Raw genomic sequence first — 24774 nt, 5'->3', positions numbered from 1 at the left:
GCTTGAGCCAGAAGCTTAAAGAAGGGTGTGAGCGGGTCAAATGCCGGAAACTACAAGGGGAGCCGAAGCTCCCCCAGAAGTAGTTGCGTGCTCTATTTTTATTATGGTTGCGGGCTTTTTGTTTTTGTTGATCGCCCTCGCCATGAAGTTTCACCTTCATGACACTCCCAATCGGGAGCCAAGAGCAAACGGATTGCTTTGGTCGCTGTGTTGCTGATCTACGATCCAACCAGTTCAGGCTCTGCCTTAGGGCAGTTTTTGTTGTTCTCGGCCTGGTTGCGGGGCAAGCCCCAAATGCAACGCCTCTCCAAAAGAATCAGTTAGCTGCGCCTCCGCCGTGTTGTTTTTGTTATGCGTGAGTCGATTCGTCTTATTTTTATTGTCTTGTACAAAGCTTGTTATTGTTTTTGTACTAAGCATATAGCAGGGTGCGTGCCAACTTTTGTGTCGCCCAGCAAAACCGGGGGGTTGAACCGGTTTTGGCTTTTGGAGGGGCGAAAAAAAGCCGGGGCTTCGTTACCGTAAGCCCCGGCTTCTGTTACGTGAAAAAACTGCGGTAACAGTTTTTTCACATCTGAGGGTGTTACCTGTGGGGGCGCGCCCTCAGCTTTCGCTGGCTACCCCGGTCTTGCGCCGTGGAATGCCCAGGCGTTGGCGGCGTTCCCACAGGCACTTGCGGCTCACGCCCAGCTTGCGCGCCAGTTCGGTCTCGGTCATATGGTCCTGATGCTCAAGCACGAAGTGCTGGAAGTAGTCTTCCAGTGACAGGTCTTCGGTCGGCTCATGGCTGGTATTGCTGCCACCGCCCTGTTGCGGGGCCAGGCCGATGAAGTCGTCGTCTTCCAGGTCGCTCAGCTCGATATCGATACCCAGCAGCTCGGCAGAAATTTCCGGGCTCTCCGACAGAATCACCGCGCGCTCGACCGCGTTCTCCAGTTCGCGGACGTTACCCGGCCACGAGTAATGCCGAATCGCCTGCTCGGCGTCGGCGGCAAACTTGAGGTCGGTACGGTTGATGCGCGCGCTCTGGCGCAGCAGAAACGCGCTGGCGATCTCATTCACGTCGGCGCCACGCTCGCGCAAGGCCGGCAGCTTGAGGGCGATGACATGCAGGCGGTAATACAAGTCTTCCCGGAACTGGCCGATCTTGGCCAGGCTCTTGAGGTCACGGTGGGTCGCGGCGATCAGGCGCACATCGACCTTCTGTGATTGCACCGAACCGACACGGCGAATCTCGCCTTCCTGCAACACGCGTAGCAAGCGCGCCTGGGCTTCCAGGGGCAGTTCGCCAATTTCGTCGAGGAACAAGGTGCCGCCGTCCGCCGCTTCGACCAACCCAGCACGCCCGGCGCTGGCGCCGGTAAATGCGCCTTTCTCGTGCCCGAACAGTTCGGACTCGATCAGGGATTCGGGAATCGCCGCGCAGTTCACCGAAATCATCGGCGCTTTGGCACGTTTGGACAGATTGTGCAGGGCGCGGGCCACCAGCTCTTTACCGGTGCCCGACTCGCCCTGGATCAATACATTGGAGTCGGTCGGCGCCACTTTGCGGATCTTGCTGTACAGATCCTGCATCGGTGGGCAAGAGCCGATGATGCCGATCTCGCCGTTGCTGTTGTCGGCCCCCGGCTTCTCGGCAGCCTTGCCGGCAGGACGCTGTTCGGCCGGCGTACTGCCAGCCGACTGACGGTCACGCAGAATGCGCGCCACGGCCTGGAGCATTTCGTCGTGATCGAAAGGCTTGGCGATGTAGTCCACCGCGCCCATCTTCATCGAGTCCACCGCCGAGCGCAGGCTGGCGTAGCTGGTCATGATCAGCACGGGCGTGCCCTGGCCAAGCTTGATCAGCTCGGTCCCCGGCGCGCCCGGCAGGCGCAGGTCGCTGACAATCAGGTCGAACGTGGGAATGCTGAAACGCTCTTGGGCTTCCTGCACCGAGCCGGCTTCGCTGACCTGGTACTGATTACGTTCAAGCAGGCGACGCAAGGCAGAGCGGATAATGGTTTCGTCTTCGACGATCAAAATGTGCGGCATTGATTCAATTCTCTCGACGGTCTCAGTTCACAGCGGACGTCGCTTCGACATGACGCGGCAAGGTCACCCGAATACGGGTGCCGCGTTGGCTTTCGGTGTCAGCCGGGCTGTCGATGGTGATTTGTCCATAATGCTCTTCAACGATGGAATAGACCAGTGCAAGGCCCAGACCGGTACCTTCACCCGGGTCCTTGGTGGTGAAGAAAGGTTCGAACAATCGATCCATGATGTTCTGTGGAATACCGCTGCCTTCGTCCTCCACGATCAGGTCGACCGTGTGCTCGAAAGCCTCGCTCTTGACGCGTACCGCACTGCCGGCGGGCGTTGCGTCACGGGCGTTTGAAAGCAGGTTGATCAGCACCTGCGCCAAGCGTTGGGAGTCGCCGTCAACCCAGTGGTCCGGGTCGCACAGGTTAAAAAGCTGTACTTCGAAATTGCGCCGGTTCAAGGCCAGCAGCCCAATGGCATCCTGCGCCACTTCCGCCAGGCACACCGCTTCGTCATGGTTCTGATGCGCGCCGGCGTGGGCGAAGCTCATCAGCGACTGCACGATGCGTGACACGCGCTTGGTCTGCTCGAGGATCTGCCCGCTGATTTCGGTGATTTCAGCGTCTTCTTCGCGCTCTTCCCGCAGGTTTTGCGCCAGGCACGCGATACCGGTGATCGGGTTGCCGATTTCATGGGCCACACCCGCGGCCAGGCGACCGATGCTGGCCAGGCGTTCGGAGTGCACCAGCTTGTCTTCGAGCATCTGGGTTTCGGTCAGGTCCTCCACCAGCAGCACCAGGCCACTGTTGCCCGGCGCCAGCGGCTCGTCGATCGCCGCTTTGTGCAGATTGAGCCAGCGGGTCTGGCCGTCCAGCGCCAGGTGCTGTTTGTGCAAGTGCTCGTCGGGCAGGTTGATAAAGCCTTGCAACAGTTCTTTCCAAGGGTCGCCCAAGGTATTCAGGCGCGAACCCACAACACGTTGTGCGGCGATGCCGGTGAGTTCTTCCATCGCCTTGTTCCACATCAGGATCTCTTGATCCTTGGCCAGGGAACACACGCCCATCGGCAGTTCCTGAAGGGTTTGACGGTGATAGCGGCGCAGGGCATCGAGTTCGGCGGCAAGGCCGGTGAGACGTGAGTGGTAATCCTCCAGCCGGCTCTCGATGAAATGGATGTCTTCGGTGACGTAGTTTTCGCCGCCGGCCTTGTAGGGCAAGAAGGTTTCCACCATGTCCTGGGACACGCTCGGTCCCATCAGGCCGGACAGGTTGGCCTCAATGCGGTCGCGCAAACGGCGCAGGGCGTAGGGCCGGCGCTCGTCAAACGGCAGGTAAAGGTCGCGCAGCGCCTGCTCGACTTCCTTTTGCGCAGCCTTGGCGCCCAGCGGCTTGGCCAGTTGGGTGGCGAACTCTTGCGGTGAGGCGGCGTGCAGCTCGCGGCGTTGCGGGCGGCGCACGTTGTCCACCGCGCAGGCTTCGGCGGCGCTGGTTTCTTCGGGGCTGGCGTTGGTGAACAGCGAGATCAGGGTAAACATCAGCACGTTGGCGGCCAACGAGGCGATCGCTGCCATGTGCCAGCTGGTGTCATCCAGCACGTAGATCATGTTCAGCAGCGGAATATAGAAGCCCTGCAAGTTGCCGACCAGCGGCAGCAGCATGGTCACCATCCACACCAGAATGCCTGCCAGCAGCCCGGCGATAAAGCCGCGACGGTTGGCGGTTGGCCAGTACAGCACCGACAACACACCCGGCAAGAACTGCAAGGTCGCCACAAACGCGACGATGCCGAGGTTGGCCAGATCTTGCCCAGCGCCCAGCAGCAGGTAGAAGCCATAGCCGGCCATGATGATGGCGACGATCAGCGCGCGGCGCGTCCATTTCAGCCAGCGGTAGATATTACCTTCGGCTGGCGGCTGATACAGCGGCAGCACCAGGTGATTGAGCGCCATGCCGGAGAGTGCCAGCGTGGTGACGATGATCAAGCCACTGGCCGCCGACAAACCGCCCACGTAAGCCAGCAATGCGAGGGATTTGCTGTTGGCGGCAATACCGACGCCAAGGGTGAAGTATTCGGGGTTGGTGGTGGCGCCGAGCTTGAGGCCGGCCCACAGGATCAGCGGCACCGCCAGGCTCATCAGCAGCAGGAATAACGGCAAACCCCAGCTGGCGCTGACCAATGAGCGCGGGTTGAGGTTCTCGGTGAAGGTCATGTGGTACATGTGCGGCATCACGATGGCCGAGGCAAAGAACACCAGCAGCAGCGTGCGCCATGGGCCTTCCTGCAACGGCGTGTGCAAAGCGGCGAGGGCGGTCTGGTTTTGCAGCAACCACAACTCCAACTGTTGCGGCCCGTCGAATACGCCGTACAACGCATACAGGCCGACACCGCCGATGGCGATCAGCTTGATCACCGACTCAAAGGCAATCGCAAACACCAGGCCTTCGTGTTTTTCGCGGGTGGCGATATGGCGTGAACCGAAGAAAATCGTGAACAGCGTGATCAGTGCGCAGAAGGCCAGGGCAACGCGGTGCTGCACTGGTTCGCGGGTGAGGATGCTGATGGAGTCCGCCACCGCCTGGATCTGCAGGGCCAGCAACGGCAGCACGCCGATCAGCATAAAGATCGTGGTCAGCGCGCCGGCCCAGGTGCTGCGAAAGCGGAAGGCAAACAAGTCCGCCAGGGACGACAGCTGATAGGTGCGGGTGATTTTCAGGATCGGGTACAGCAACACCGGCGCCAGCAGGAACGCGCCGGACACGCCCAGGTAGCTGGACAGAAAGCCGTAGCCATACTGATAGGCCAGCCCCACCGTGCCATAAAATGCCCAGGCGCTGGCGTAGACGCCCAGGGACAAGGTGTAGGTCAACGGATGGCGAATGATCGCCCGCGGAATCATTCCGCGCTCACTGATCCAGGCAACCCCGAACAACGCGGCCAGGTAGGCGGCGCTGATCAGCAGCATCTGGGTGAGGCTAAAGCTCATCGGCATCTTTTTGGCTCTGCAGGATGAAGGTCACGACGATCAGGATCAACCACAGCAGATAAGGGCGATACCAGGCGCCCGTGGCGTCGATCCACCAATCCATGATGGCCGGGGAAAACAGGTAGATCCCGACGACCAGCAGCAGGACCAATCGATAGATGTACATGTTGGCCTCTGATTAAAAAACTGCCGCGATGGTAACGGATGCTTGGCAAGCTGCAAGCGCCTTCAGCTCAATTGCGCTTCGGCCAGCGTGAGTGTGCGCGGAATCTGGCTGGCGTCCCAGTGTGCAATGCCCCAATCCAGCAGTTCCCGTGGGCTGGCGTGCAGCAGTTCGCTGCCGGGTTGCTGGCCGAGGGCGCGCAACGCTCTCAATAGCAAAGGTGTGGCCTGGTCGGGTGTCAACGGCGGCGAGCGGTAGGATTTGCCCAGCTTGTTGCCGTCCGGCTGGGTGATCAGCGGCACGTGCAGGTAGCGCGGTTGGCGCAGACCCAGCAGTTCCTGCAGGTAAAGCTGGCGCGGCGTGGAATCGAGCAGGTCGGCGCCGCGCACGATGTCGGTGACACCTTGCCAGGCATCGTCGAGTACCACTGCCAGTTGGTAGGCATACAGGCCATCGCGACGGCGGATGATGAAATCGCCCACATCACGGCCCAGGTGCTGTCGGAATTCGCCTTGCACGCGGTCGGTAAAGTGATACTCCAGCTCCGGAACGCGCAGGCGGATCGCCGCGTCTTGCTGATCGTGCCCGAGGTTTCGGCACAGGCCTGGATAGATCCCGTGGTAGGGCTCCAATTGTTTACGCGAGCAGGTACAGGCGTAAGCCAGGCCGTGGTTGAACATGTCGTTCAAGACTTTGGCGTAGGCATCATGCCGCTCGCTTTGCCGGACCAGTTCCCCATCCCACTCAAAGCCATAGCTTTCCAGGGCGTGCAGGATCGCCGCCTGGGCGCCGGGTTCTTCGCGGGGTGGGTCGAGGTCTTCCATGCGCATCAGCCAGCGGCCGTGATTGGCGCGGGCATCGAGGTAGGAGGCGAGGGCGGCAACCAGCGAACCGAAGTGCAGGTGGCCGCTGGGCGTGGGGGCGAAACGCCCGATATAAGTAGAGGCTGTCATGGGCCGGATACTACTGGAAAACCGCGGAACGCCAGAAACAAAAATGGAGCGTTTGCACGCCCCATTTTTTGTTTGTCGCATTCAGCCCGGCAGGGTTACTTGCCGACCTGTTTTTCCTTGATTTCAGCCAAGGTCTTGCAGTCTACGCACAGGTCCGCGGTTGGGCGGGCTTCCAGGCGGCGAATACCAATCTCGACGCCGCAGGATTCGCACCAGCCGTATTCCTCGTCCTTGATCAGTTGCAGGGTCTTGTCGATCTTCTTGATCAGCTTGCGCTCTCGATCACGCGCTCGCAGTTCAAGGGCGAACTCTTCTTCCTGGCTCGCACGGTCGGCCGGATCAGGAAAGTTGGCTGCTTCGTCCTTCATGTGGTCAACGGTACGATCAACCTCCTGCATCAAGTCCTGTTTCCACTTGTTCAGGATCTTGGTGAAGTGCTCGCGCATGGGCTCGCCCATGTACTCCTCGCCCTTTTTTTCCACATAGGGTTCGAAGCCGCCGAGGCCTTGAGTCTGCTGTTGCTTTGCTTGGGTGGACATGAATAGACCGCCTCTCACTCTTCTAATCCATTGCGCAGGATTGCAACGTCACCGACACCTGCCGGCCCTGCGGCTGCAAGCGGGCGAACTTACCAGATAGATTCGGGGTGCGCCACTCCCGGTTGTCGAGGCCCAACGTGGCAGGCTTGCAAACTGTCATGGCCCGCCATGGCTGGGTATAGCGTGTCTCGAATGTTGATTTTAGTCGTTTTGCAGGCGCTTGCCCGGTTCAGCACGGAGGACCGAGCAGGCAATAGAGCATGTTTTACCGCGCGGGTTCGGTAGAATCCGAATTTTGTCCTCACCGTTTAAGGAAGGCTAATGGCCCAGCCCTACAGTGCGCGCAGTCGCGCCATCGAACCTTTTCACGTTATGGCGTTACTGGCGCGAGCCAATGAGCTGCAGGCGGCTGGCCATGATGTTATCCACCTGGAGATCGGCGAGCCGGATTTCACCACGGCCGAGCCGATTATCCAGGCCGGCCAGGCCGCACTGGCTAACGGCAAGACGCGCTATACCGCGGCCCGTGGGCTGCCCGAGTTGCGCCAGGCCATCAGTGGTTTTTACCAGCAGCGCTACGGCCTGAGCGTCGACCCCGAGCGCATTCTGATCACGCCCGGTGGCTCTGGCGCGTTGCTGCTGGCCAGCAGCCTGCTGGTCGATCCGGGCAAGCACTGGCTGTTGGCCGACCCAGGCTACCCGTGTAACCGACATTTCCTGCGGCTGGTGGAAGGCGCGGCGCAGTTGGTGCCGGTTGGCCCGGACGTGCGCTACCAATTGACCGCTGAGCTGGTGGCCAAACACTGGAATGCAGACAGCGTTGGCGCGCTGGTGGCCTCACCAGCCAACCCGACCGGCACCATTCTGACCCGCGACGAACTGGCGGGGTTGTCGAGTGCAATCAAGGCGCGTAACGGCCATTTGGTGGTGGACGAGATCTATCACGGCCTCACCTACGGCACCGATGCCGCCAGCGTGCTGGAAGTCGACGACGATGCCTTCGTCTTAAATAGTTTTTCGAAGTATTTCGGCATGACCGGCTGGCGCCTCGGCTGGCTGGTGGCGCCCCCGGCGGCAGTGGGCGAATTGGAGAAGTTGGCGCAGAACCTCTACATCAGCGCGCCGAGCATGGCCCAATACGCGGCGCTGGCGTGTTTCACCGAGCAAACCCTGAGTATTCTGGAAGAGCGCCGCGCCGAGTTCGGGCGCCGCCGGGATTTCCTGCTGCCAGCCTTGCGCGAGTTGGGTTTCGGCATCGCCGTAGAGCCCGAAGGCGCGTTCTACTTGTACGCCGATATCAGCGCGTTCGGCGGTGATGCCTTCGCGTTTTGCCGTCATTTCCTTGAAACCGAGCATGTGGCGTTTACGCCGGGCCTGGATTTTGGTCGTTATCAGGCCGGCCATCATGTGCGTTTTGCCTACACGCAAAACCTCGATCGGCTACAGGAAGCGGTGGAACGCATCGCCCGTGGCTTGCGGAGCTGGCAAGGCTGATGCGCTTTCATCCTCCCCTCGAAGAAGGGCGGCTGATCCGCCGCTACAAGCGCTTTCTCACCGATATCGAAACGCTGACCGGCGAGTTGCTGACCATTCACTGCCCCAACACCGGCTCTATGCTCAATTGCATGGTGGAGGGCGGCCAGGTCTGGTTCAGTCGCTCCACAGACCCCAAGCGCAAGTTGCCGGGCACCTGGGAAATTGCCGAAACCCCCCAAGGCCGGCTGGCATGCGTCAACACCGCGCGTGCCAACCAACTGGTGGAGGAGGCGTTGCGTGCCGGGGTGATCACTGAACTCAACGGTTTTACCGCCTTGAAGCGCGAAGTGCCTTACGGCCAGGAAAAAAGCCGTATCGATTTTCGCCTGGAGTACCCACACGGCGCGGCGTATGTGGAGGTCAAGAGCGTCACCTTGGGCTTTGATGGCTCGCCGGTGGCAGCGTTTCCCGACGCGGTGACCCAACGTGGCGCCAAGCATTTGCGCGAGTTGGCACACCTGGCGCGTGAGGGCGTGCGTGCGGTGCAGTTGTATTGCGTGAACCTGTCGGGGATCGACGCTGTACGCCCGGCGGTGGAAATCGATGCGGGCTACGCCGCTGCGCTGCGCGAGGCCAAGGCGGCCGGCGTGGAGGTGTTGGCCTACGGTGCGCGGGTCACGCCGCAGGAAATTATCATCGACCGGCGCCTGGACGTGATGATCGGCGACTAGAGTTGCACCCACAGGCCTTGCGCGTCTTCACGGCCGGGCAGGGCTTTAAGGCTTTGGCCCGCGCACGGCCCGGCAATGCACTCGCCGCTTTCGATCAGGAACAAGGCGCCGTGGGTGGCGCACTGGATCAGGCTGGCGCTGCTGTCCAGGAACTGGTCGGGCTGCCATTCCAGCGGGATGCCGCGATGGGGGCAGCGGTTGAGGTAGAAGTACGCCACGCCGTCACGGCGCACGGCCAACACTTTGCAACCGTCTATTTCAAAACCACGGCTGCTGTTGGGCGCCAGGGCATCTGAGGGGCAGAGAAGCTTCATAACAATCCTTAAGTGCCTTGACGTTCAAATGCAAACAATTATCAAATGCCGGCTTCGCCCGTTAGCTGATTGGGTGCTCTGTACGATGCCAGACAGGGTTTATCTGTCACATCCATGAGTGCTTGAGTGGCCCCGCCCTTGGAAGGAAACCCTGTTATGCGCCTGAGTACCAGCGCTATTGCGCTTGCTGCCTCACTGCTGGTCAACCACGGGGCGCAAGCCTCTGAACTGCCGCAACGCTGGGTCAGCGCCGGTGGGGCGCTATCGGAATGGGTGACGGCGCTGGGCGGGGAGTCAAAGCTGGTGGGGGTGGATACCACCAGCCAGCATCCAGAATCGCTCAAGGCGTTGCCGAGCATCGGTTACCAGCGCCAGTTGTCGGCAGAAGGGATTTTGAGCCTGCGTCCGCAGGTTCTGGTCGGGACTGAAGAGATGGGCCCACCGACGGTGCTGGCGCAAATTCGCGGCGCGGGCGTGCAGGTGGAGATGTTCTCGGCAGAGCCGGATTTGCCGACCTTGAAAGGCAACCTTCAGCACTTGGGCAAGCTGTTGGGTGATGAAGCCAAGGCCAACGAATTGTTTACCGGATATGAACAAAAGCTGGATCAGCAGCAAGCCTGGGTCACCAAGGCCCAGGCCACGCAAAAGGCGCCGGGTGTGCTTTTGTTGCTAGGGCATGCAGGTGGCAAACCCCTGATTGCAGGCAAGGACACGGCCGCCGATTGGATGTTGCAGCAGGCGGGCGGGCATAACCTGGCGACCCACACGGGCTATAAGCCGTTTTCGGTGGAGTCGCTGGCCGGGCTGAGCGCTGATGTGCTGGTGTTTGCTGATCGCGCTCTCACCGGTGATGCGGCGCGGGCGGCCTTGTTCAAGGAAAACCCGATTCTGGCGTCGACCCCGGCCGCCAAAAACGGCCGCGTGTTTGAGCTGGACCCGACCCTGCTGGTCGGCGGGCTCGGGCCGCGTCTGCCGCAAAGCCTGGTGCAATTGTCTGCCGGGTTTTATCCGTCCCAGGCTAAACCTGCCCCATGACGACTCTGGTTAAACCGAAAACGCTGTTTATCGGGCTGGCGCTGTTATGCCTTCTGGCAATCTGGCTTTCACTGGCCCTGGGGCCGGTCAGCCTGCCGTTGCTGGATACGCTCAAGGCCGCCTTGCGCCTGATGGGCGTACCGATTGAAGCCCAGGGCCTGGAGCAGGCCGAATTGATCCTGGGGCAGATTCGTTTGCCGCGAACCTTGCTGGGTTTGGCGGTAGGTGGTGTGCTGGCATTGTCGGGTGTGGCGATGCAGGGCTTGTTTCGCAACCCGCTGGCCGATCCGGGGTTGGTCGGTGTGTCCAGCGGCGCGGCGCTCGGGGCGGCGATTGCTATCGTCGGCGGTTCTTTTTTTGGTGGCCTGCCGGATGCGTTCGGGCCTTATCTGCTGTCGTTGTGCGCGTTTCTCGGGGGGTTGGGCGTCACTGCCCTGGTCTATCGCCTGGGGCGCCGCAACGGCCAGACCAACGTTGCAACGATGCTGCTTGCCGGTATCGCGCTTACCGCCCTGGCCAGTTCGGCGGTGGGGTTGTTTACCTATCTGGCCGATGACGCCACCTTGCGCACGCTGACGTTCTGGAATCTTGGCAGCCTCAATGGCGCCAGCTATTCGCGGTTGTGGCCATTGCTGTTGGTGAGCGCCGGTGTGGCGCTGTGGTTGCCGCGCCGTGCAAAAGCCTTGAATGCATTGTTGCTCGGCGAGTCCGAAGCCAATCACCTTGGCATTGATGTTGAAGGGCTCAAGCGTGAACTGGTGTTTTGCACGGCCCTTGGTGTGGGCGCGGCGGTAGCGGCGGCGGGCATGATCGGGTTTGTCGGGCTGGTGGTGCCGCATCTGGTGCGCTTGTTGGCCGGGCCGGATCATCGGGTGTTGTTGCCGGCGTCTGTGCTCGCGGGCGCGAGCCTGTTGCTGTTTGCTGACCTGGTGGCACGCCTGGCGCTGGCGCCGGCTGAACTGCCGATCGGCATCGTGACGGCCTTTATCGGTGCACCGTTTTTTCTTTATTTGTTGCTGCGAGGGCGCGCCTGATGCTGCGAGTAGAAGCGTTGCAGGTCCGGCGTGGCGATAAAACCGTGCTGGCGGATGTCACCCTGGACTTGCTGCCGGGTGAAGTGCTCGGTGTGCTCGGCCCTAACGGAGCAGGCAAGAGCACGCTGCTCGGTGCGTTGTGCGGCGAGCTGAAGCCGGATCAGGGCAAGGTGTGGCTGGATCAGCAAGCCTTGACGGACTGGAGCGGGCCGCAACGTGCCCAACGTTTGGCAGTGTTGCCGCAGACTTCCACGCTGGATTTCGCATTTCGTGTCGAGGAGGTTGTAGGCATGGGCCGCTTGCCCCATCAGACCGGACGCGTGCGTGATGACGAAATCATCGAGGCGGCGCTGCACGCGGCAGACGTGGGCCATTTAAGCGGGCGCAGCTACCTGGCGCTGTCGGGTGGTGAACGCCAGCGTGTGCATCTGGCGCGAGTGTTGGCGCAGTTATGGCCGGGGGAAGCCGGGCAGACGCTGCTGTTGGATGAGCCGACCTCGATGCTTGACCCCTTGCACCAACACACGACCCTGCAAGCTATACGTACTTTCGCGGATCGCGGCGCTGCGGTGCTGGTGATTCTCCATGACCTGAACCTGGCGGCGCGTTATTGCGACCGGATTCTGTTGCTGGAGCAGGGGCGCCCACACGCGTTGGATACGCCGGCGCAGGTGATGCGGCCCGAGCCACTTAAGGCGGTGTTTGGTTTGGAGGTGCTGGTACAGCCGCACCCGGAGCGTGGGCATCCGTTGATCATTGCGCGCTGAATCGGCTTTTTTACAGGTAAAAAAAGACCCGGCAAGAGCCGGGTCAAATAACCGTGATTAGCCTGATGAGGAGATAATCTGAGAGTCCGAACCAATGGTCTTTCAGTTATCGGCTGATCTCGCGATCAGTTGTGATAATCATAACGATTCTCATTTGAGAGTCAACATCTGTTTTTCAACGATCTGCCGTTTTTCTCAAACACGTGTTCGAACTGCCCATGAACATTGGGGATTCTGCAGACCTAAATTTTCTGACGCGCTGAAATCGCTTCCAACTGACGGTTCAATGCCTCCTTGCGTTCCGTCGGGATGTCGTTCCAATGCACGTCCATCAAGGCTCCCTCGATTGCATACAGCAGCACTTTCGAGGCCCGAAACCCGCGAGTGCGCACGGCTCGGTAGGCATCGACAGCTCCCAGGCGACGTAAGTCGGACGCGCTGTGGATGCCCACCGCATGCAGCCACTGCGCCGACGTCTTGCCCAGGTTTTTCAGGTGTTGCAGCTCATCGTTCATCAAGCCTCCTTGCGACGGCCGAATGGTGCGGTGGGTATCGTGACCAGGCAAGCCTGAAAAGGAGTGTAGCGCTCAGTAGGAAAAGCGTGGTTCTTTGGTCAGGAACGGCTGAAAAGCTTATAAGAATTCTTGAGGGTGTTGCCGACAAGCAGGCAGGAGGCGCCGCTACGCGTGAGGCGTAGCTGGGGCCCGAAAGATGAAGTTACTTGGTGCGGTAGCGCAAACGAGTGCCGAAATTGACCGACATGAGGATTTCGTCAGCCGTCAGTTCGGGGGAGAAGTAGGTGCCGGAAATCTGCGCATGGGCCAGGCTGGCGCCTTCCAGCGAGCACTCGCGCAGGTCCAGGCCGCGCAGGTCGGCAGAGCGGAAGTAGGCGTCGGTGAAATCCACGCCCGTGGCGTTCAGGTCACGCAGGTCCAACCCCCGGAAGTCGCCACCACGCATGTCGATGGGGCCGTCTTTGGGGCGTTCCTGGTTGAAGCCGCGGATGTCGTCTTTATGCAGGAGTGCGTAGAGCGGAGTATCAAGAAGCTTGGGCTGACTCATGACGGCGACTCCTGTTGGAATTATGACGCCATTATAGTGCCACTATTGCTCGGTCGTGCACCGAAGATCGGTGACACGACCAAGAAATATTTCTTACAGACCGGGCAGGCGCTGGCGAATGTGCGCTACCAGAGCGTCGAGTGTGCCGCTTTCGTTGGTTTCCACGCGTTTGCTCAGCAGCAGCTCTTCGGCGGTCAGCGGGTCACGGTTGGCCTGTTGTTCTTCGATAATGGTGAGCGTCGCGTCGGAAGGATCGTTTTTATCCGCCTGACGTTGCGCCAGCCAGCTGGCGATAACGGCTTGCGGTGCGTTGCAATCGAGGATCAGGAAGGGCGCGCCCGTTGCCTCGGCAATCCTGGCGGCGGCGTCGCGTTGTGCGCCTTTCAGGAAGGTCGCGTCCAGCACTACCGGGTAGCCGGCACGCAAGACGGTATCGGCGATTTCGTTGAGCCGAGCGTAGGTGGCAGCGCTGGCTTCGGCGGCGTAGATACCGGCTTGCGGGGTGTTCTCGACCTTTTGTTCGCCAAACAGGCGCTTGCGTTCCACATCCGAACGCAGGCGCACGGCACCCAAGGCTTCCACCAGACGCATGGCCACGTGGCTTTTACCGACGGCCGAAACACCGTGGGTTATCGCCAGGAAGCGCGATGGAATAGTGCTGTAGCTTTCCGCCAGGTTCGCATAGTTGCGGTATTGGCGCAGGGTGGTGGCGCGTTGCACCGGGCTGGCCTCGCTCGGCATGCTGAACAACGCCACCTTGGCGCGCACCAGTGCACGGTAGGCTTTATAGAAGTTCAGCACTTCCAGGCCCTGATAGTCGCCGGTCAGCTCCAGGTACTGGCTGATAAAACGGCGCGCCAGGGATTTGAGGCCGCGGTCTTCCAGGTCCATCGCCAGAAAGGCCGTGTCGGCATACACATCGGTGAAGCGGAACGGCTCGTTGAACTCGATGCAGTCGAAGATCACCACCTGGCCATCGATCAGGGTGGCGTTGCCCAAGTGGATATCACCGTGACACTCACGGGTGAAGCCTTCGAGTTTGCGCTGGGCCAGCAGTGGCTTGAGGCGTTCGAAGCTGGCTTCGGCCCAGGCTTGCAGGGCTTCGAGTTGAGCCAGGTCGGCTTTGTCGCTGAGGAACGGGCGGATCTGGTCGAAGTTCTGCCGAACCGGTGCCATCACCTCATCCGGCGTGCCAGCAGGGTGGTCTTGCGGCACTTTCGGCGCAGTGAGGTGGAAGTGCGCAATCTGCTTGGCCATATCATCAATGTGCGCGCTGGTAACCTCGCCATTGGCTTGCAGTGTGCTGAGCAACTGGCTCTGCGGGAATTGGCGCATTTTCAGCGCGTATTCGATGATTGGGCCATCACCGCCCAATTGCGGGGCTTCGGCGCTGCCGGTGATTGGCAACACGTCAAGATACAAATCTTCGGTCAGGCGCTGATTGAGGCGCAGCTCTTCGCGGCAGAAGTGGCCGCGGTCATCCAGTTGGGTGAAATCCAGAAAGCCGAAGTTCATCGGCTTCTTCAGCTTATAAGCATAGGGGCCGGTCAGTATGACCCAGGAAATATGGGTCTCAATGACTTGAAACGCTTCAACCGGATGGGGATACAAAGCCGGGTTTTGCAGGGCAGCGATCAGGGACTGGCTCACGGGCGATCCTTCAAAGTCTGGGGGAAATCATGGCCGGCATTATGGCGGTTACGGTCGGTCGTGCAAACCGCTGTCCGGCTCATGTTGATCCTCAATAAAGTGCGTATAATCCGCCGCCATGACTCGAACCCGATCTCCCCGTTCCCGTAAAAAACCTCCTTCACGCGGCCTGCGCCCGTGGCTGGGCTGGGCCATCAAGCTGAGCCTGGTAGGCCTTGTGGTGCTCGCAGGCTTCGCGGTGTACCTCGACGCCGTGGTGCAGGAGAAATTCTCCGGCAAGCGCTGGACCATCCCGGCCAAGGTATACGCACGCCCGTTGGAATTGTTCACCGGCCAAAAGCTGAGCAAGGAAGACTTCCTTACCGAACTCGACGCCTTGGGCTATCGCCGCGAACCCGTGAGCAATGGCCCCGGCGCCGCTGCTGTCAGCGGCAATACCGTCGATTTGAATACCCGTGGCTTCCAGTTCTATGAAGGCCTGGAGAAAGCCCAGCCGGTGCGCGTGCGCTTCTCCGGCGATTACGTTGCCGAACTGTCGTCGCTCAATGGCTCCAAGTTGCCCGTGGTGCGCCTGGAACCGCTGTTGATCGGCGGTATTTACCCCAAGAACCTCGAAGATCGCATCCTGATCAAGCTTGATCAGGTGCCGCCGTACCTGCTCGATACGCTGATCGCCGTGGAAGACCGCGATTTCTACAGCCACTGGGGCGTGTCGCCCAAGTCGATTGCCCGCGCCATTTGGGTCAACACCTCCGGCGGCAAGATGACCCAGGGCGGCAGTACGCTCACGCAACAATTGGTCAAGAACTTCTACCTGACCAACGAGCGCAGCCTCACCCGTAAACTCACCGAAGCCATGATGGCCATGCTGCTGGAGCTGCATTACAGCAAGCAGGAGATTCTCGAGGCGTACCTCAACGAAGTGTTCGTCGGCCAGGACGGCCAGCGCGCCGTGCACGGTTTCGGCTTGGCCAGCCAATTCTTCTTTGGCCAGCCCTTGTCCGAATTGAAATTGCATCAAGTCGCGTTGCTGGTGGGGATGGTCAAGGGGCCGTCCTATTACAACCCGCGCCGCAACCCGGAACGTGCGCTTGAGCGCCGTAACCTGGTGTTGGATGTACTTGAACAGCAAGGCGTAGCCACCGCTGAACAAGTTGCGGCGGCGAAAAAAATGCCACTGGGTGTGACCACGCGCGGCAAGCTGGCCGACAGTTCATTCCCGGGCTTTATCGACTTGGTCAAACGCCAGTTGCGTGAAGATTACCGCGACGAAGACTTGACCGAAGAAGGCCTGCGGATCTTTACCAGTTTCGACCCGATCCTGCAGATGAAAGCCGAAGCGTCGGTCAACGACACCTTCAAACGCCTGACCGGCCGTAAAGGTTCGGATGAAGTCGAAGCAGCCATGGTCGTGACCAACCCGGAAACCGGTGAGGTGCAGGCCATGATTGGCAGCCGCCAGGCCAGTTTTGCCGGTTTCAACCGTGCGCTGGATGCGGTGCGGCCGATCGGTTCGCTGGTCAAGCCGGCGGTCTACCTCACGGCCCTGGAAAAACCAAGCAAATACACGCTGACCAGTTGGTTGTCGGATGACCCGCTGTCGGTCAAAGGGGCGGATGGCCAGGTATGGACGCCGCAGAACTTTGATCGTCGCTCCCACGGCACTGTGTTCCTGTACCAAGGCCTGGCGCATTCCTACAACATCTCCACCTCGCGCCTTGGGCTTGAAGTGGGCGTGCCGAATGTGCTGAAAACCCTGGGACGACTGGGCATCACCCGTGAGTTCCCGGCGTTCCCGTCTATGCTGCTGGGCGCTGGCGCCATGACCCCGATGGAAGTGGCGACGATGTACCAGACCCTCGCCAACGGTGGCTTCAATACCCCGATGCGCGGCATTCGCAGTGTGCTGACCGCCGATGGCGAACCGCTCAAGCGTTACCCGTTCCAGATCCAGCAGCGCTTTGACGCGGGTTCCATCTATCTGATCCAGAACGCCATGCAGCGCGTGATGCGTGAAGGCACCGGGCGTTCGGTCTACAGCGTGCTGCCGTCGAACCTGACGCTGGCGGGCAAGACCGGCACCAGTAACGATTCGCGCGACAGCTGGTTCGCAGGCTTCGGCCAGGATGTGCTGGCCGTGGTCTGGCTGGGCCGCGACGATAACGGCAAAACCCCGTTCACTGGTGCGACCGGTGCGCTGCAGGTGTGGACCAGTTTCATGCGCAAGGCCGATCCGTTGCCGCTTAACATGCCGCAGCCGGACAACATCGTGCAGGCCTGGATTGATCCGCATACCGGGCAGGGTTCCGATGCCAACTGTCCGGGCGCGGTACAGATGCCGTATATTCGCGGCAGCGAGCCACCCGCCGGTGCTGCGTGCGGTGGCAGTGCCCCCGCTGACGCGGATTCGGTGATGGATTGGGTCAAGGGCTGGATGCATTAAGCAAAGAGGGTTTCAAGTGAACAAGTTGTGGATTCCAGCTATTACCGCCTTGGTTATGCTCGGCGGTTGCTCCAGCGTGCAGCGCGGTTCGATTCCCGTGGTGGACTCAAGCACGAACGTTTCCAATAACGACCGTATCTCGGCCACTGGCGGTTTCCGTCAGACCGTGGTCAAGCGTCCTGCCCAAGCCACGCCTCAGGCCATACCGCAGGATTCGGGCGTGGTGGTGATGGTGCCGGGCGGCGGTGCTGCGACGTCGGCGCCGATCAGTGCCGAGCCTTGGACGCCAGGGCCAAGCACTTCGGGGCCGGCCAACTCCGCGCCGATCCAGACGGCGCCGATCAACCAGGGCACTTACAACATGCCGCCGTCCACGCCGAGCGGTATTCCGTCGTCGTCTAACGCGGGTGGCCTGTCGGCTGACGAGCAACTGGACGGGCCGGTGCTGGCTTTGCTGACCACCGCCCAGCAGCAACAGGCCGGTGGTGACCTGAACGGGGCATCGTCGAGCCTTGAGCGTGCCCAGCGTGTGGCGCCGCGTGAGCCGCAAGTGCTGTATCGCCTGGCACAGGTGCGCATGGCCCAGGGCGACGCGCCGCAAGCCGAGCAGTTCGCCCGTCGCGGCCTGACCCTGGCCAACGGTCGCCCCGACTTGCAAGCCAACCTGTGGGCTTTGATTGGTGACGCGCGTGCCGCACAAGGCGACGCCGCCGGTGCTGCCCAGGCGCGGCAAAAAGCCAAGGTCAGCCTCTGATGGATGCACGGTTTCCGGCAATTGCCGAACAGCTGTTGCTGATTGAGCGTGAGTTACGTGTGCAGGGTTGGTGGGACGAAGTGCCCCCCAGCGCTGAAGCGCTTAGCAGCGTCGAGCCGTTTTCGGTGGACACCCTGGACTTTCACCAGTGGCTGCAATGGATCTTCCTGGTGCGCATGAAGCAGATCCTCGAGCAGGACCTGCCATTGCCCAATGCTTCGGGGATCCTCGAGATGGCGGAGATGGTTTACGCCGATCGCCCGCTTGAAAGCATAGGCTTACGCAATGCGCTGAAAAAGTTCGACCAATTGATCGTCGACGCTCGTTAATTGCCTGACTGCCGGGTTTTTCGGCAGTCTTGCGCACATTTCTACCGCTTGACGACATTCAGGCGAGTTTTATCCCTCCTCAAGCCCCTTTAATCTTCGTTCTCATGCGCTTAGTTGGAAAAAAGCGCAATTATTGCTTGACTTGAAGGGGCTGAAACAGAAGAATCCAAAGTCCGCTGTATCGGGACTGCCAGAAGCAGGCCCGCTCAGCAGATCATGAGGCGCATATCCGCGCCGACCTGTAACACCCGCAACGCGTTACCTCGCGCTGGGTGGGAAAAGCCCGCAACACTTGGGACGATCCCAATACTTGCTCAGTCAGTGCTGACGTAGTCGGCGACCACCGTCGCTCATGCTCTGTTGAGAAGTAAACCTATTAAGACCCGTCGGTTTTTAACGGACGGTATTCTGGCGTTTTAGAGGTGAACAACGTGGAGCTTTTATCTGGCGGTGAGATGCTCGTCCGCTTTTTGCGTGACGAAGGCGTCGACTATATCTACGGGTACCCAGGTGGTGCTCTGCTGCATGTTTACGACGCACTGTTCAAGGAACCGGCTGTTACCCACATCCTGGTTCGCCACGAACAGGCCGCGACCCATATGGCTGACGGCTATGCCCGTGCCACCGGTAAAGCCGGTGTAGTGCTGGTAACGTCCGGCCCAGGCGCAACCAATGCCATTACCGGCATCGCGACTGCCTATATGGACTCCATTCCGATGGTGATCATTTCTGGCCAGGTGCCCAGCACCATGGTCGGCACCGATGCATTCCAGGAAACCGACATGATCGGTATTTCCCGGCCGATCGTGAAACACAGTTTCATGATCAAGCACGCGTCGGAAATCCCGGAAGTCATGAAAAAGGCCTTCTACCTTGCACAGTCCGGTCGTCCGGGCCCTGTGGTGGTCGATATCCCGAAAGACATGACCAACCCGGCGGAAAAGTTCGAATACGTCTTCCCGAAAAAAGCCAAACTGCGTTCCTACAGCCCGGCCGTTCGTGGGCACTCGGGTCAAATCCGCAAGGCGGCAGAAATGCTCTTGGCGGCCAAGCGCCCAGTGCTGTACTCCGGCGGTGGCGTGATTCTGGGCGGCGGTTCTGCACCTCTGACCGAATTGGCCAAGCTGCTTAACCTGCCAGTAACCAACACCTTGATGGGCCTCGGCGCATTCCCGGGTACGGACCGTCAGTTCGTCGGCATGCTTGGCATGCACGGCAGCTACACCGCCAACCTGGCCATGCACCACGCCGACGTGATCCTGGCGGTGGGCGCGCGGTTTGATGACCGTGTGATCAACGGACCGAGCAAGTTTTGCCCGAATGCCAAGATCATCCACATCGACATCGACCCGGCGTCCATCTCCAAGACCATCAAGGCCGACGTGCCGATCGTAGGTCCGGTAGAAAGCGTGCTGACCGAAATGGTTGCGGCGCTCAAGGACATCGGCGAAACGCCGAACAAGGAATCGGTTGCCAGCTGGTGGAAGCAGATCGACGAATGGCGCGGCGACCGCGGCCTGTTCCCTTACGACAAGGGCGACGGCAGCATCATCAAGCCACAAACCGTGATCGAAACCCTGTGCGAAGTGACCAAGGGCGACGCCTTTGTGACCTCCGACGTGGGCCAGCACCAGATGTTCGCTGCGCAGTACTACAAGTTCGACAAGCCTAACCGCTGGATCAACTCCGGTGGCCTGGGCACGATGGGCTTTGGTTTCCCGGCGGCCATGGGTGTGAAACTGAGCTTCCCGGACACCGACGTCGCCTGCGTGACGGGTGAGGGCAGCATCCAGATGAACATCCAGGAACTGTCGACGTGCCTGCAGTACGGTCTTCCGGTGAAGATCGTGTGCTTGAACAACGGCGTGCTGGGCATGGTTCGTCAGTGGCAGGACATGAGCTACAACAGCCGTCACTCCCATTCCTACATGGAATCGCTGCCGGATTTCATCAAGTTGGTTGAAGCCTACGGCCACGTCGGCATGCGCATCACCGATTTGAAAGATCTGAAGCCGAAGATGGAAGAGGCGTTCGCCATGAAGGACCGCCTGGTGTTCCTCGATATTCAAGTGGACACCAGCGAGCACGTCTACCCGATGCAGATCAAAGACGGCTCTATGCGCGACATGTGGCTGAACAAGACGGAGCGTACCTAATCATGCGGCACATTATCTCCCTGCTTCTGGAGAACGAACCCGGCGCTCTGTCTCGTGTTGTCGGCCTGTTTTCGCAACGCAACTACAACATCGAAAGCCTGACCGTGGCGCCGACCGAAGACCCGACCCTGTCGCGCCTGACGTTGACTACTGTTGGTCACGATGAGGTGATCGAGCAGATCACCAAGAACCTCAACAAGCTGATCGAAGTGGTCAAGCTGGTCGACTTGTCGGAAAGTGCCCACATCGAGCGCGAGCTGATGCTGGTCAAGGTCAAGGCCACGGGTGCCCAACGTGCCGAGATCAAACGCACCACCGACATTTATCGCGGGCAGATCGTCGATGTGAGCGCCAGCGTTTATACCGTTCAACTGACCGGTACAAGCGACAAGCTGGACAGCTTCATCCAGTCGATCGGGACGGCCTCGATTCTGGAAACCGTACGCAGTGGTGTCACCGGGATTGCCCGTGGCGACAAAGTACTCAGCATCTAACCCAAATTAGCGAATGGCCTTACGGCCTGGATATATAGAGGAACCTCATGAAAGTTTATTACGATAAAGATTGTGACCTGTCGATCATCCAGGGCAAGAAAGTCGCCATCATCGGCTACGGTTCCCAGGGCCACGCCCAAGCGTGCAACCTGAAAGATTCCGGCGTTGACGTGACTGTTGGCCTGCGCAAAGGCTCGGCCACTGTTGCCAAGGCTGAAGCCCACGGCCTGAAAGTGACTGACGTTGCTTCCGCCGTTGCCGCTGCCGACCTGGTCATGATCCTGACCCCGGACGAATTCCAGTCCGCGCTCTACAAGAACGAAATCGAGCCAAACATCAAGAAAGGCGCCACCCTGGCCTTCTCCCACGGCTTCGCGATTCACTACAACCAGGTTGTGCCACGCGCTGACCTCGACGTGATCATGATCGCGCCGAAAGCGCCGGGCCACACCGTGCGCTCCGAGTTCGTCAAAGGCGGCGGCATCCCTGACCTGATCGCGATCTACCAGGACGCATCCGGCAACGCCAAGAACGTGGCATTGTCCTACGCTGCTGGCGTTGGTGGCGGTCGTACCGGCATCATCGAAACCACCTTCAAGGACGAGACCGAAACCGACCTGTTCGGCGAGCAAGCCGTACTGTGCGGCGGTACCGTTGAGCTGGTCAAAGCCGGTTTCGAAACCCTGGTTGAAGCTGGCTACGCGCCAGAAATGGCCTACTTCGAATGCCTGCACGAACTGAAGCTGATCGTTGACCTCATGTACGAAGGCGGTATCGCCAACATGAACTACTCGATCTCCAACAACGCCGAATACGGTGAGTATGTGACCGGCCCGGAAGTCATCAACGCCGAGTCCCGTCAGGCTATGCGCAACGCCCTGAAACGTATTCAGGACGGCGAATACGCCAAAATGTTCATCAGCGAAGGCGCTACCGGCTACCCTTCGATGACCGCCAAGCGTCGTAACAACGCCGCTCACGGTATCGAAGTGATCGGCGAGCAACTGCGCTCCATGATGCCGTGGATCGGTGCCAACAAGATCGTCGACAAAGCCAAAAACTAAGTCGTACGTATCCAGAAAAAACGCGGCTTAGGCCGCGTTTTTTCGTTTGGGGGCGGGTTCTGGTATAAAGCTGCATCGTTTGCGGGCGAACACGCGCTGCAAGTATTTGTCGAATTCTTTTCACACCGTTGCAAGGTAAAGTCCATGACCGAACGTCCCGAAGAGCCAAACCAGGCCTCTGACGCCGAAAGCCTGCTACCGATCGATGAGCATGTCGAAGAAGGGCATGATGCGGAAGGTCGCAAGGTCCGGCATCGTGGTATCTATCTTCTGCCCAATCTGTTCACCACGGCGAACCTGTTTGCCGGGTTCTACTCCATCATCAACTCCATGAGTGCGCAAAGCGCATTGGCGGCGGGTGATGCGGCGAGTGCCAGCAAGTATTTCGGCTTTGCGGCTATCGCCATCTTCGTGGCCATGGTGCTCGACGGCCTGGATGGCCGGGTGGCGCGCATGACCAATACCCAAAGCGCTTTCGGTGCCGAGTACGACTCGCTGTCGGACATGGTAGCTTTCGGCGTTGCGCCGGCATTGCTGGCATTTGCCTGGGCGCTGGGTGATATGGGCAAGGTCGGCTGGATGGTTGCCTTCATCTATGTCGCCGGCGCGGCGTTGCGTCTGGCGCGCTTTAACACCCAAGTGGGTACTGCTGACAAGCGTTACTTCATCGGCCTGGCCAGCCCGGCGGCGGCAGGTGTGGTGGCCGGTATCGTCTGGGCGTTCAGTGACTACGGCATCCAGGGTTCGAAGATGTCGTTCCTGGTGGCCTTGATGGTTGCAGCCGCCGGCATGCTGATGGTCAGCAATATCAAGTACAACAGCTTCAAGGAGTTTGACCTCAAGGGGCGCGTGCCTTTCGTGGCTATCCTGGTGGTGGTGCTGGTGTTTGCGGTCGTGTTCAGTGATCCGCCACGTATTCTGCTGCTGGCGTTCCTGGTGTATGCCGCGTCGGGGCCGATTCAGTACCTGCTGCATCTGCGCCGCGACAAAACATTGCCTTAATGTAATTTCCCCCATACTCCGCAGTCTATTGGTGCATCAGTTCTCCAATGCTGCGGAGTTGCCATGTTAATCAAGATCCCCAAAGCGTCCGATTGTCATGAATCGGATGTCACGCCTGAATCCTTCTATCTTTCGCGTCGCAGCTTGCTCGGTGGTGCGCTGGCCGGTGTTGCGGCCACTGCGTTGCCGCGTTGGGCGAGTGCCGAAGATGCCGCGCGTTATGCCGATGTCGAGCCGGGCAATGCCCCAGGCTGGTTTGCAGATAAGCTGCCCAGCACCCAATGGCAGGCGGTTACGGTAAAAGACGAAGCCATCACCCCGTTCAAGGACGCCACCCACTACAACAACTTCTATGAGTTCGGTACGGACAAGGGCGACCCGGCGAAGAACGCCGGTTCACTCAAGACCGAACCCTGGAGTGTGGTGATCGATGGGGAAGTCGGTAAACCTGGGCGCTATGCCCTGGAAGACTTCATGAAGCCTTATCAATTGGAAGAGCGTATCTACCGACTGCGTTGTGTCGAGGCGTGGTCGATGGTGATTCCGTGGATGGGCTTTCCTATTTCAGCCTTGCTCAAGCAGGTTGAACCAACCGCTAAAGCCAAGTACATCCGCTTTGAAACGCTGCAGGACCCCAAAAGCATGCCGGGACAGCGCTCCAGCTTCGGCTTGATCGACTGGCCCTATGTAGAAGGGCTGCGTCTGGATGAAGCAATGAATCCGTTGGCGATCCTGGCTGTGGGTATGTATGGGCGGGAGTTGCCGAACCAGAACGGTGCACCACTGCGTCTGGTAGTGCCGTGGAAGTACGGCTTCAAGAGCGTGAAGTCGATTGTGCGGATCAGCCTGGTCAGCGAGCAGCCAAAGACGACTTGGCAAAGCATTGCGGCCAATGAGTATGGGTTCTACGCGAATGTGAACCCGACCGTCGACCATCCTCGCTGGACCCAGGCGCGTGAGCGTCGTTTGCCGAGCGGTCTGTTCAGCCCGAATGTGCGAGAGACGCAGATGTTCAACGGCTATTCGGATGAGGTCGCTTCTCTCTATACGGGCCTCGACCTGCGGAAGAACTACTGATGCGTTATCCGATCTGGCGTATTGGCGTCTTTATAGCCGCGGCGATCTGGCCATTTTTCTGGCTGTATGAGGCGTGGAGCTCTGTGCTCGGGCCTGATCCAGGCAAAGTGTTGATGGATCGGTTGGGGCTTGGGACCCTGATCCTGTTGCTGGTAACGCTAGGTATGACGCCGTTGCAGAAACTCAGCGGGTGGGCAGGGTGGATTGCCGTGCGTCGGCAGCTGGGGTTGTGGTGTTTTGCGTATGTGGCACTGCACCTGGCTGCGTACTGCGTATTCATCCTCGGGCTGGATTGGTCGCAGTTCGGCGTCGAGCTGCGTAAGCGGCCCTACATTATTGTCGGTGCGCTGGGGTTCCTTGGCTTATTGGTGCTGGCAGTAACGTCCAATCGTTATAGCCAGCGCCGGTTGGGCAGCCGTTGGAAGAAGCTGCATCGCCTGGTGTACGTGATTCTTGGGCTTGGTTTGTTGCACATGTTGTGGATTGTGCGGGCCGACCTGAAGGAATGGGCGATCTATGCGTCTATAGGCGCGCTGCTGCTAGTGCTGCGCATCCCGCCAGTGATGCGCCGGATTCCCCGTCTTATTGCGAAAAAACCACTTTCTGCGACAAAAGCGTAATTAAGGATTGACGGCGTTTTATATCTGTCTATAATTCGCCCCACTTCCGGCGCAGCCGAAACGGAAAACTCCTTGGTAAACAACGAGTTACGAAGTTTTCGGCAGC

General features: G+C 59.8%; 23 protein-coding genes. 14 read left to right on the top strand and 9 right to left on the bottom strand.

Annotated features, from left to right (window positions below; translation table 11 throughout):
• Nucleotides 1-603: 603 nt before the first annotated feature.
• From HX790_RS15980 to dksA, 5 genes are all read right to left on the bottom strand, one after another.
• Nucleotides 604-2034, bottom strand: a complete 1431-nt coding sequence (locus HX790_RS15980; protein ID WP_099547645.1) for a sigma-54 dependent transcriptional regulator — start codon at nt 2032-2034, stop codon at nt 604-606.
• Nucleotides 2035-2056: 22 nt separating this feature from the next.
• Nucleotides 2057-5011, bottom strand: coding sequence for a sensor histidine kinase (locus HX790_RS15975; protein WP_176991786.1), 2955 nt, complete (start codon nt 5009-5011; stop codon nt 2057-2059).
• A complete protein-coding gene (locus HX790_RS15970) occupies nt 4995-5171 on the bottom strand; it encodes a hypothetical protein (RefSeq protein WP_003176118.1) in 177 nt (58 codons plus the stop codon). The genes HX790_RS15975 and HX790_RS15970 overlap by 17 nt, the downstream gene beginning before the upstream one ends.
• Nucleotides 5172-5233: 62 nt before the next feature.
• Entirely contained in the window at nt 5234-6121 is an 888-nt protein-coding gene (gene gluQRS / locus HX790_RS15965) for a tRNA glutamyl-Q(34) synthetase GluQRS (RefSeq protein ID WP_017139234.1), read from the bottom strand.
• Between the two features lie 95 nt (nt 6122-6216).
• Nucleotides 6217-6660 (bottom strand): RNA polymerase-binding protein DksA, encoded by a 444-nt coding sequence (dksA, locus tag HX790_RS15960; protein WP_003194150.1) that lies wholly within the window; start codon nt 6658-6660, stop codon nt 6217-6219.
• A 321-nt stretch (nt 6661-6981) separates the two neighbouring features.
• Between dksA and HX790_RS15955 the strand changes: the two genes are divergently transcribed.
• Entirely contained in the window at nt 6982-8154 is a 1173-nt protein-coding gene (locus tag HX790_RS15955) for a pyridoxal phosphate-dependent aminotransferase (protein WP_017139232.1), read from the top strand.
• Nucleotides 8154-8867 (top strand): DNA/RNA nuclease SfsA, encoded by a 714-nt coding sequence (gene sfsA / locus HX790_RS15950; protein WP_017139231.1) that lies wholly within the window; start codon nt 8154-8156, stop codon nt 8865-8867. Before HX790_RS15955 ends, sfsA begins: the two co-directional genes overlap by 1 nt.
• Here sfsA and HX790_RS15945 read toward each other — a convergent pair.
• Entirely contained in the window at nt 8864-9181 is a 318-nt protein-coding gene (locus HX790_RS15945) for a Rieske (2Fe-2S) protein (protein ID WP_017139230.1), read from the bottom strand. The two genes, sfsA and HX790_RS15945, sit on opposite strands and share 4 nt — an antisense overlap.
• A gap of 156 nt (nt 9182-9337) precedes the next feature.
• On the opposite strand from HX790_RS15945, the gene HX790_RS15940 reads away from it, so the two are divergent.
• From HX790_RS15940 to HX790_RS15930, 3 genes are read left to right on the top strand one after another with little or no spacing between them, the layout of a single operon-like run.
• Nucleotides 9338-10216 carry a hemin ABC transporter substrate-binding protein gene (locus tag HX790_RS15940; protein ID WP_017139229.1) on the top strand — a complete coding sequence of 293 codons (879 nt, stop codon included), beginning with the start codon at nt 9338-9340 and terminating at the stop codon, nt 10214-10216.
• Entirely contained in the window at nt 10213-11250 is a 1038-nt protein-coding gene (locus tag HX790_RS15935; protein ID WP_099547649.1) for an iron ABC transporter permease, read from the top strand. Before HX790_RS15940 ends, HX790_RS15935 begins: the two co-directional genes overlap by 4 nt.
• Nucleotides 11250-12017 (top strand): heme ABC transporter ATP-binding protein, encoded by a 768-nt coding sequence (locus tag HX790_RS15930; RefSeq protein WP_017139227.1) that lies wholly within the window; start codon nt 11250-11252, stop codon nt 12015-12017. Before HX790_RS15935 ends, HX790_RS15930 begins: the two co-directional genes overlap by 1 nt.
• A 242-nt stretch (nt 12018-12259) precedes the next feature.
• On the opposite strand, the gene HX790_RS15925 is transcribed toward HX790_RS15930, so the two are convergent.
• The 3 genes from HX790_RS15925 to HX790_RS15915 all read right to left on the bottom strand — a co-directional run bounded on the left by HX790_RS15925 (nt 12260) and on the right by HX790_RS15915 (nt 14729).
• A complete protein-coding gene (locus tag HX790_RS15925; protein WP_017139226.1) occupies nt 12260-12532 on the bottom strand; it encodes a TfoX/Sxy family protein in 273 nt (90 codons plus the stop codon).
• Between the two features lie 202 nt (nt 12533-12734).
• Nucleotides 12735-13079: a pentapeptide repeat-containing protein gene (locus HX790_RS15920; RefSeq protein ID WP_017139225.1), complete on the bottom strand. Its 345-nt coding sequence runs from the start codon at nt 13077-13079 to the stop codon at nt 12735-12737.
• Nucleotides 13080-13172: 93 nt separating this feature from the next.
• Nucleotides 13173-14729, bottom strand: a complete 1557-nt coding sequence (locus HX790_RS15915; protein WP_169987293.1) for a bifunctional aminoglycoside phosphotransferase/ATP-binding protein — start codon at nt 14727-14729, stop codon at nt 13173-13175.
• Between the two features lie 118 nt (nt 14730-14847).
• Here HX790_RS15915 and mrcB point away from each other — a divergent pair, with 118 nt between their 5' ends.
• The 9 genes from mrcB (at nt 14848) to msrQ (ending at nt 24668) form a co-directional block, all read left to right on the top strand.
• Nucleotides 14848-17172 carry a penicillin-binding protein 1B gene (gene mrcB / locus HX790_RS15910; protein ID WP_099547652.1) on the top strand — a complete coding sequence of 775 codons (2325 nt, stop codon included), beginning with the start codon at nt 14848-14850 and terminating at the stop codon, nt 17170-17172.
• A gap of 16 nt (nt 17173-17188) precedes the next feature.
• Nucleotides 17189-17926, top strand: a complete 738-nt coding sequence (locus HX790_RS15905) for a M48 family metallopeptidase (protein ID WP_017139222.1) — start codon at nt 17189-17191, stop codon at nt 17924-17926.
• On the top strand, nt 17926-18255 hold the full coding sequence (locus HX790_RS15900; RefSeq protein WP_017139221.1) for a YqcC family protein: 330 nt from the start codon (nt 17926-17928) through the stop codon (nt 18253-18255). The genes HX790_RS15905 and HX790_RS15900 overlap by 1 nt, the downstream gene beginning before the upstream one ends.
• Nucleotides 18256-18686: 431 nt before the next feature.
• The gene (locus HX790_RS15895) at nt 18687-20411 is read left to right on the top strand and encodes an acetolactate synthase 3 large subunit (RefSeq protein WP_099547656.1); all 1725 of its coding nucleotides are present in this window, start codon (nt 18687-18689) and stop codon (nt 20409-20411) included.
• A 2-nt stretch (nt 20412-20413) separates the two neighbouring features.
• Entirely contained in the window at nt 20414-20905 is a 492-nt protein-coding gene (gene ilvN / locus HX790_RS15890; protein ID WP_003176102.1) for an acetolactate synthase small subunit, read from the top strand.
• Between the two features lie 47 nt (nt 20906-20952).
• On the top strand, nt 20953-21969 hold the full coding sequence (ilvC, locus tag HX790_RS15885; protein WP_003176099.1) for a ketol-acid reductoisomerase: 1017 nt from the start codon (nt 20953-20955) through the stop codon (nt 21967-21969).
• 144 nt (nt 21970-22113) lie between these two features.
• The gene (gene pssA, locus HX790_RS15880) at nt 22114-22971 is read left to right on the top strand and encodes a CDP-diacylglycerol--serine O-phosphatidyltransferase (protein WP_056859782.1); all 858 of its coding nucleotides are present in this window, start codon (nt 22114-22116) and stop codon (nt 22969-22971) included.
• 63 nt (nt 22972-23034) lie between these two features.
• A complete protein-coding gene (msrP, locus tag HX790_RS15875) occupies nt 23035-24048 on the top strand; it encodes a protein-methionine-sulfoxide reductase catalytic subunit MsrP (protein WP_017139219.1) in 1014 nt (337 codons plus the stop codon).
• Nucleotides 24048-24668, top strand: coding sequence for a protein-methionine-sulfoxide reductase heme-binding subunit MsrQ (msrQ, locus tag HX790_RS15870; RefSeq protein WP_017139218.1), 621 nt, complete (start codon nt 24048-24050; stop codon nt 24666-24668). The genes msrP and msrQ overlap by 1 nt, the downstream gene beginning before the upstream one ends.
• Nucleotides 24669-24774 lie beyond the last annotated feature (106 nt).

The organism is Pseudomonas sp. IPO3747 (assembly GCF_013385245.1).
GTDB lineage: Bacteria > Pseudomonadota > Gammaproteobacteria > Pseudomonadales > Pseudomonadaceae > Aquipseudomonas > Aquipseudomonas edaphica.
The sequence above is the reverse complement of the archived record's forward strand: the minus strand, read 5'-3'. Positions and strand labels throughout refer to the sequence as shown.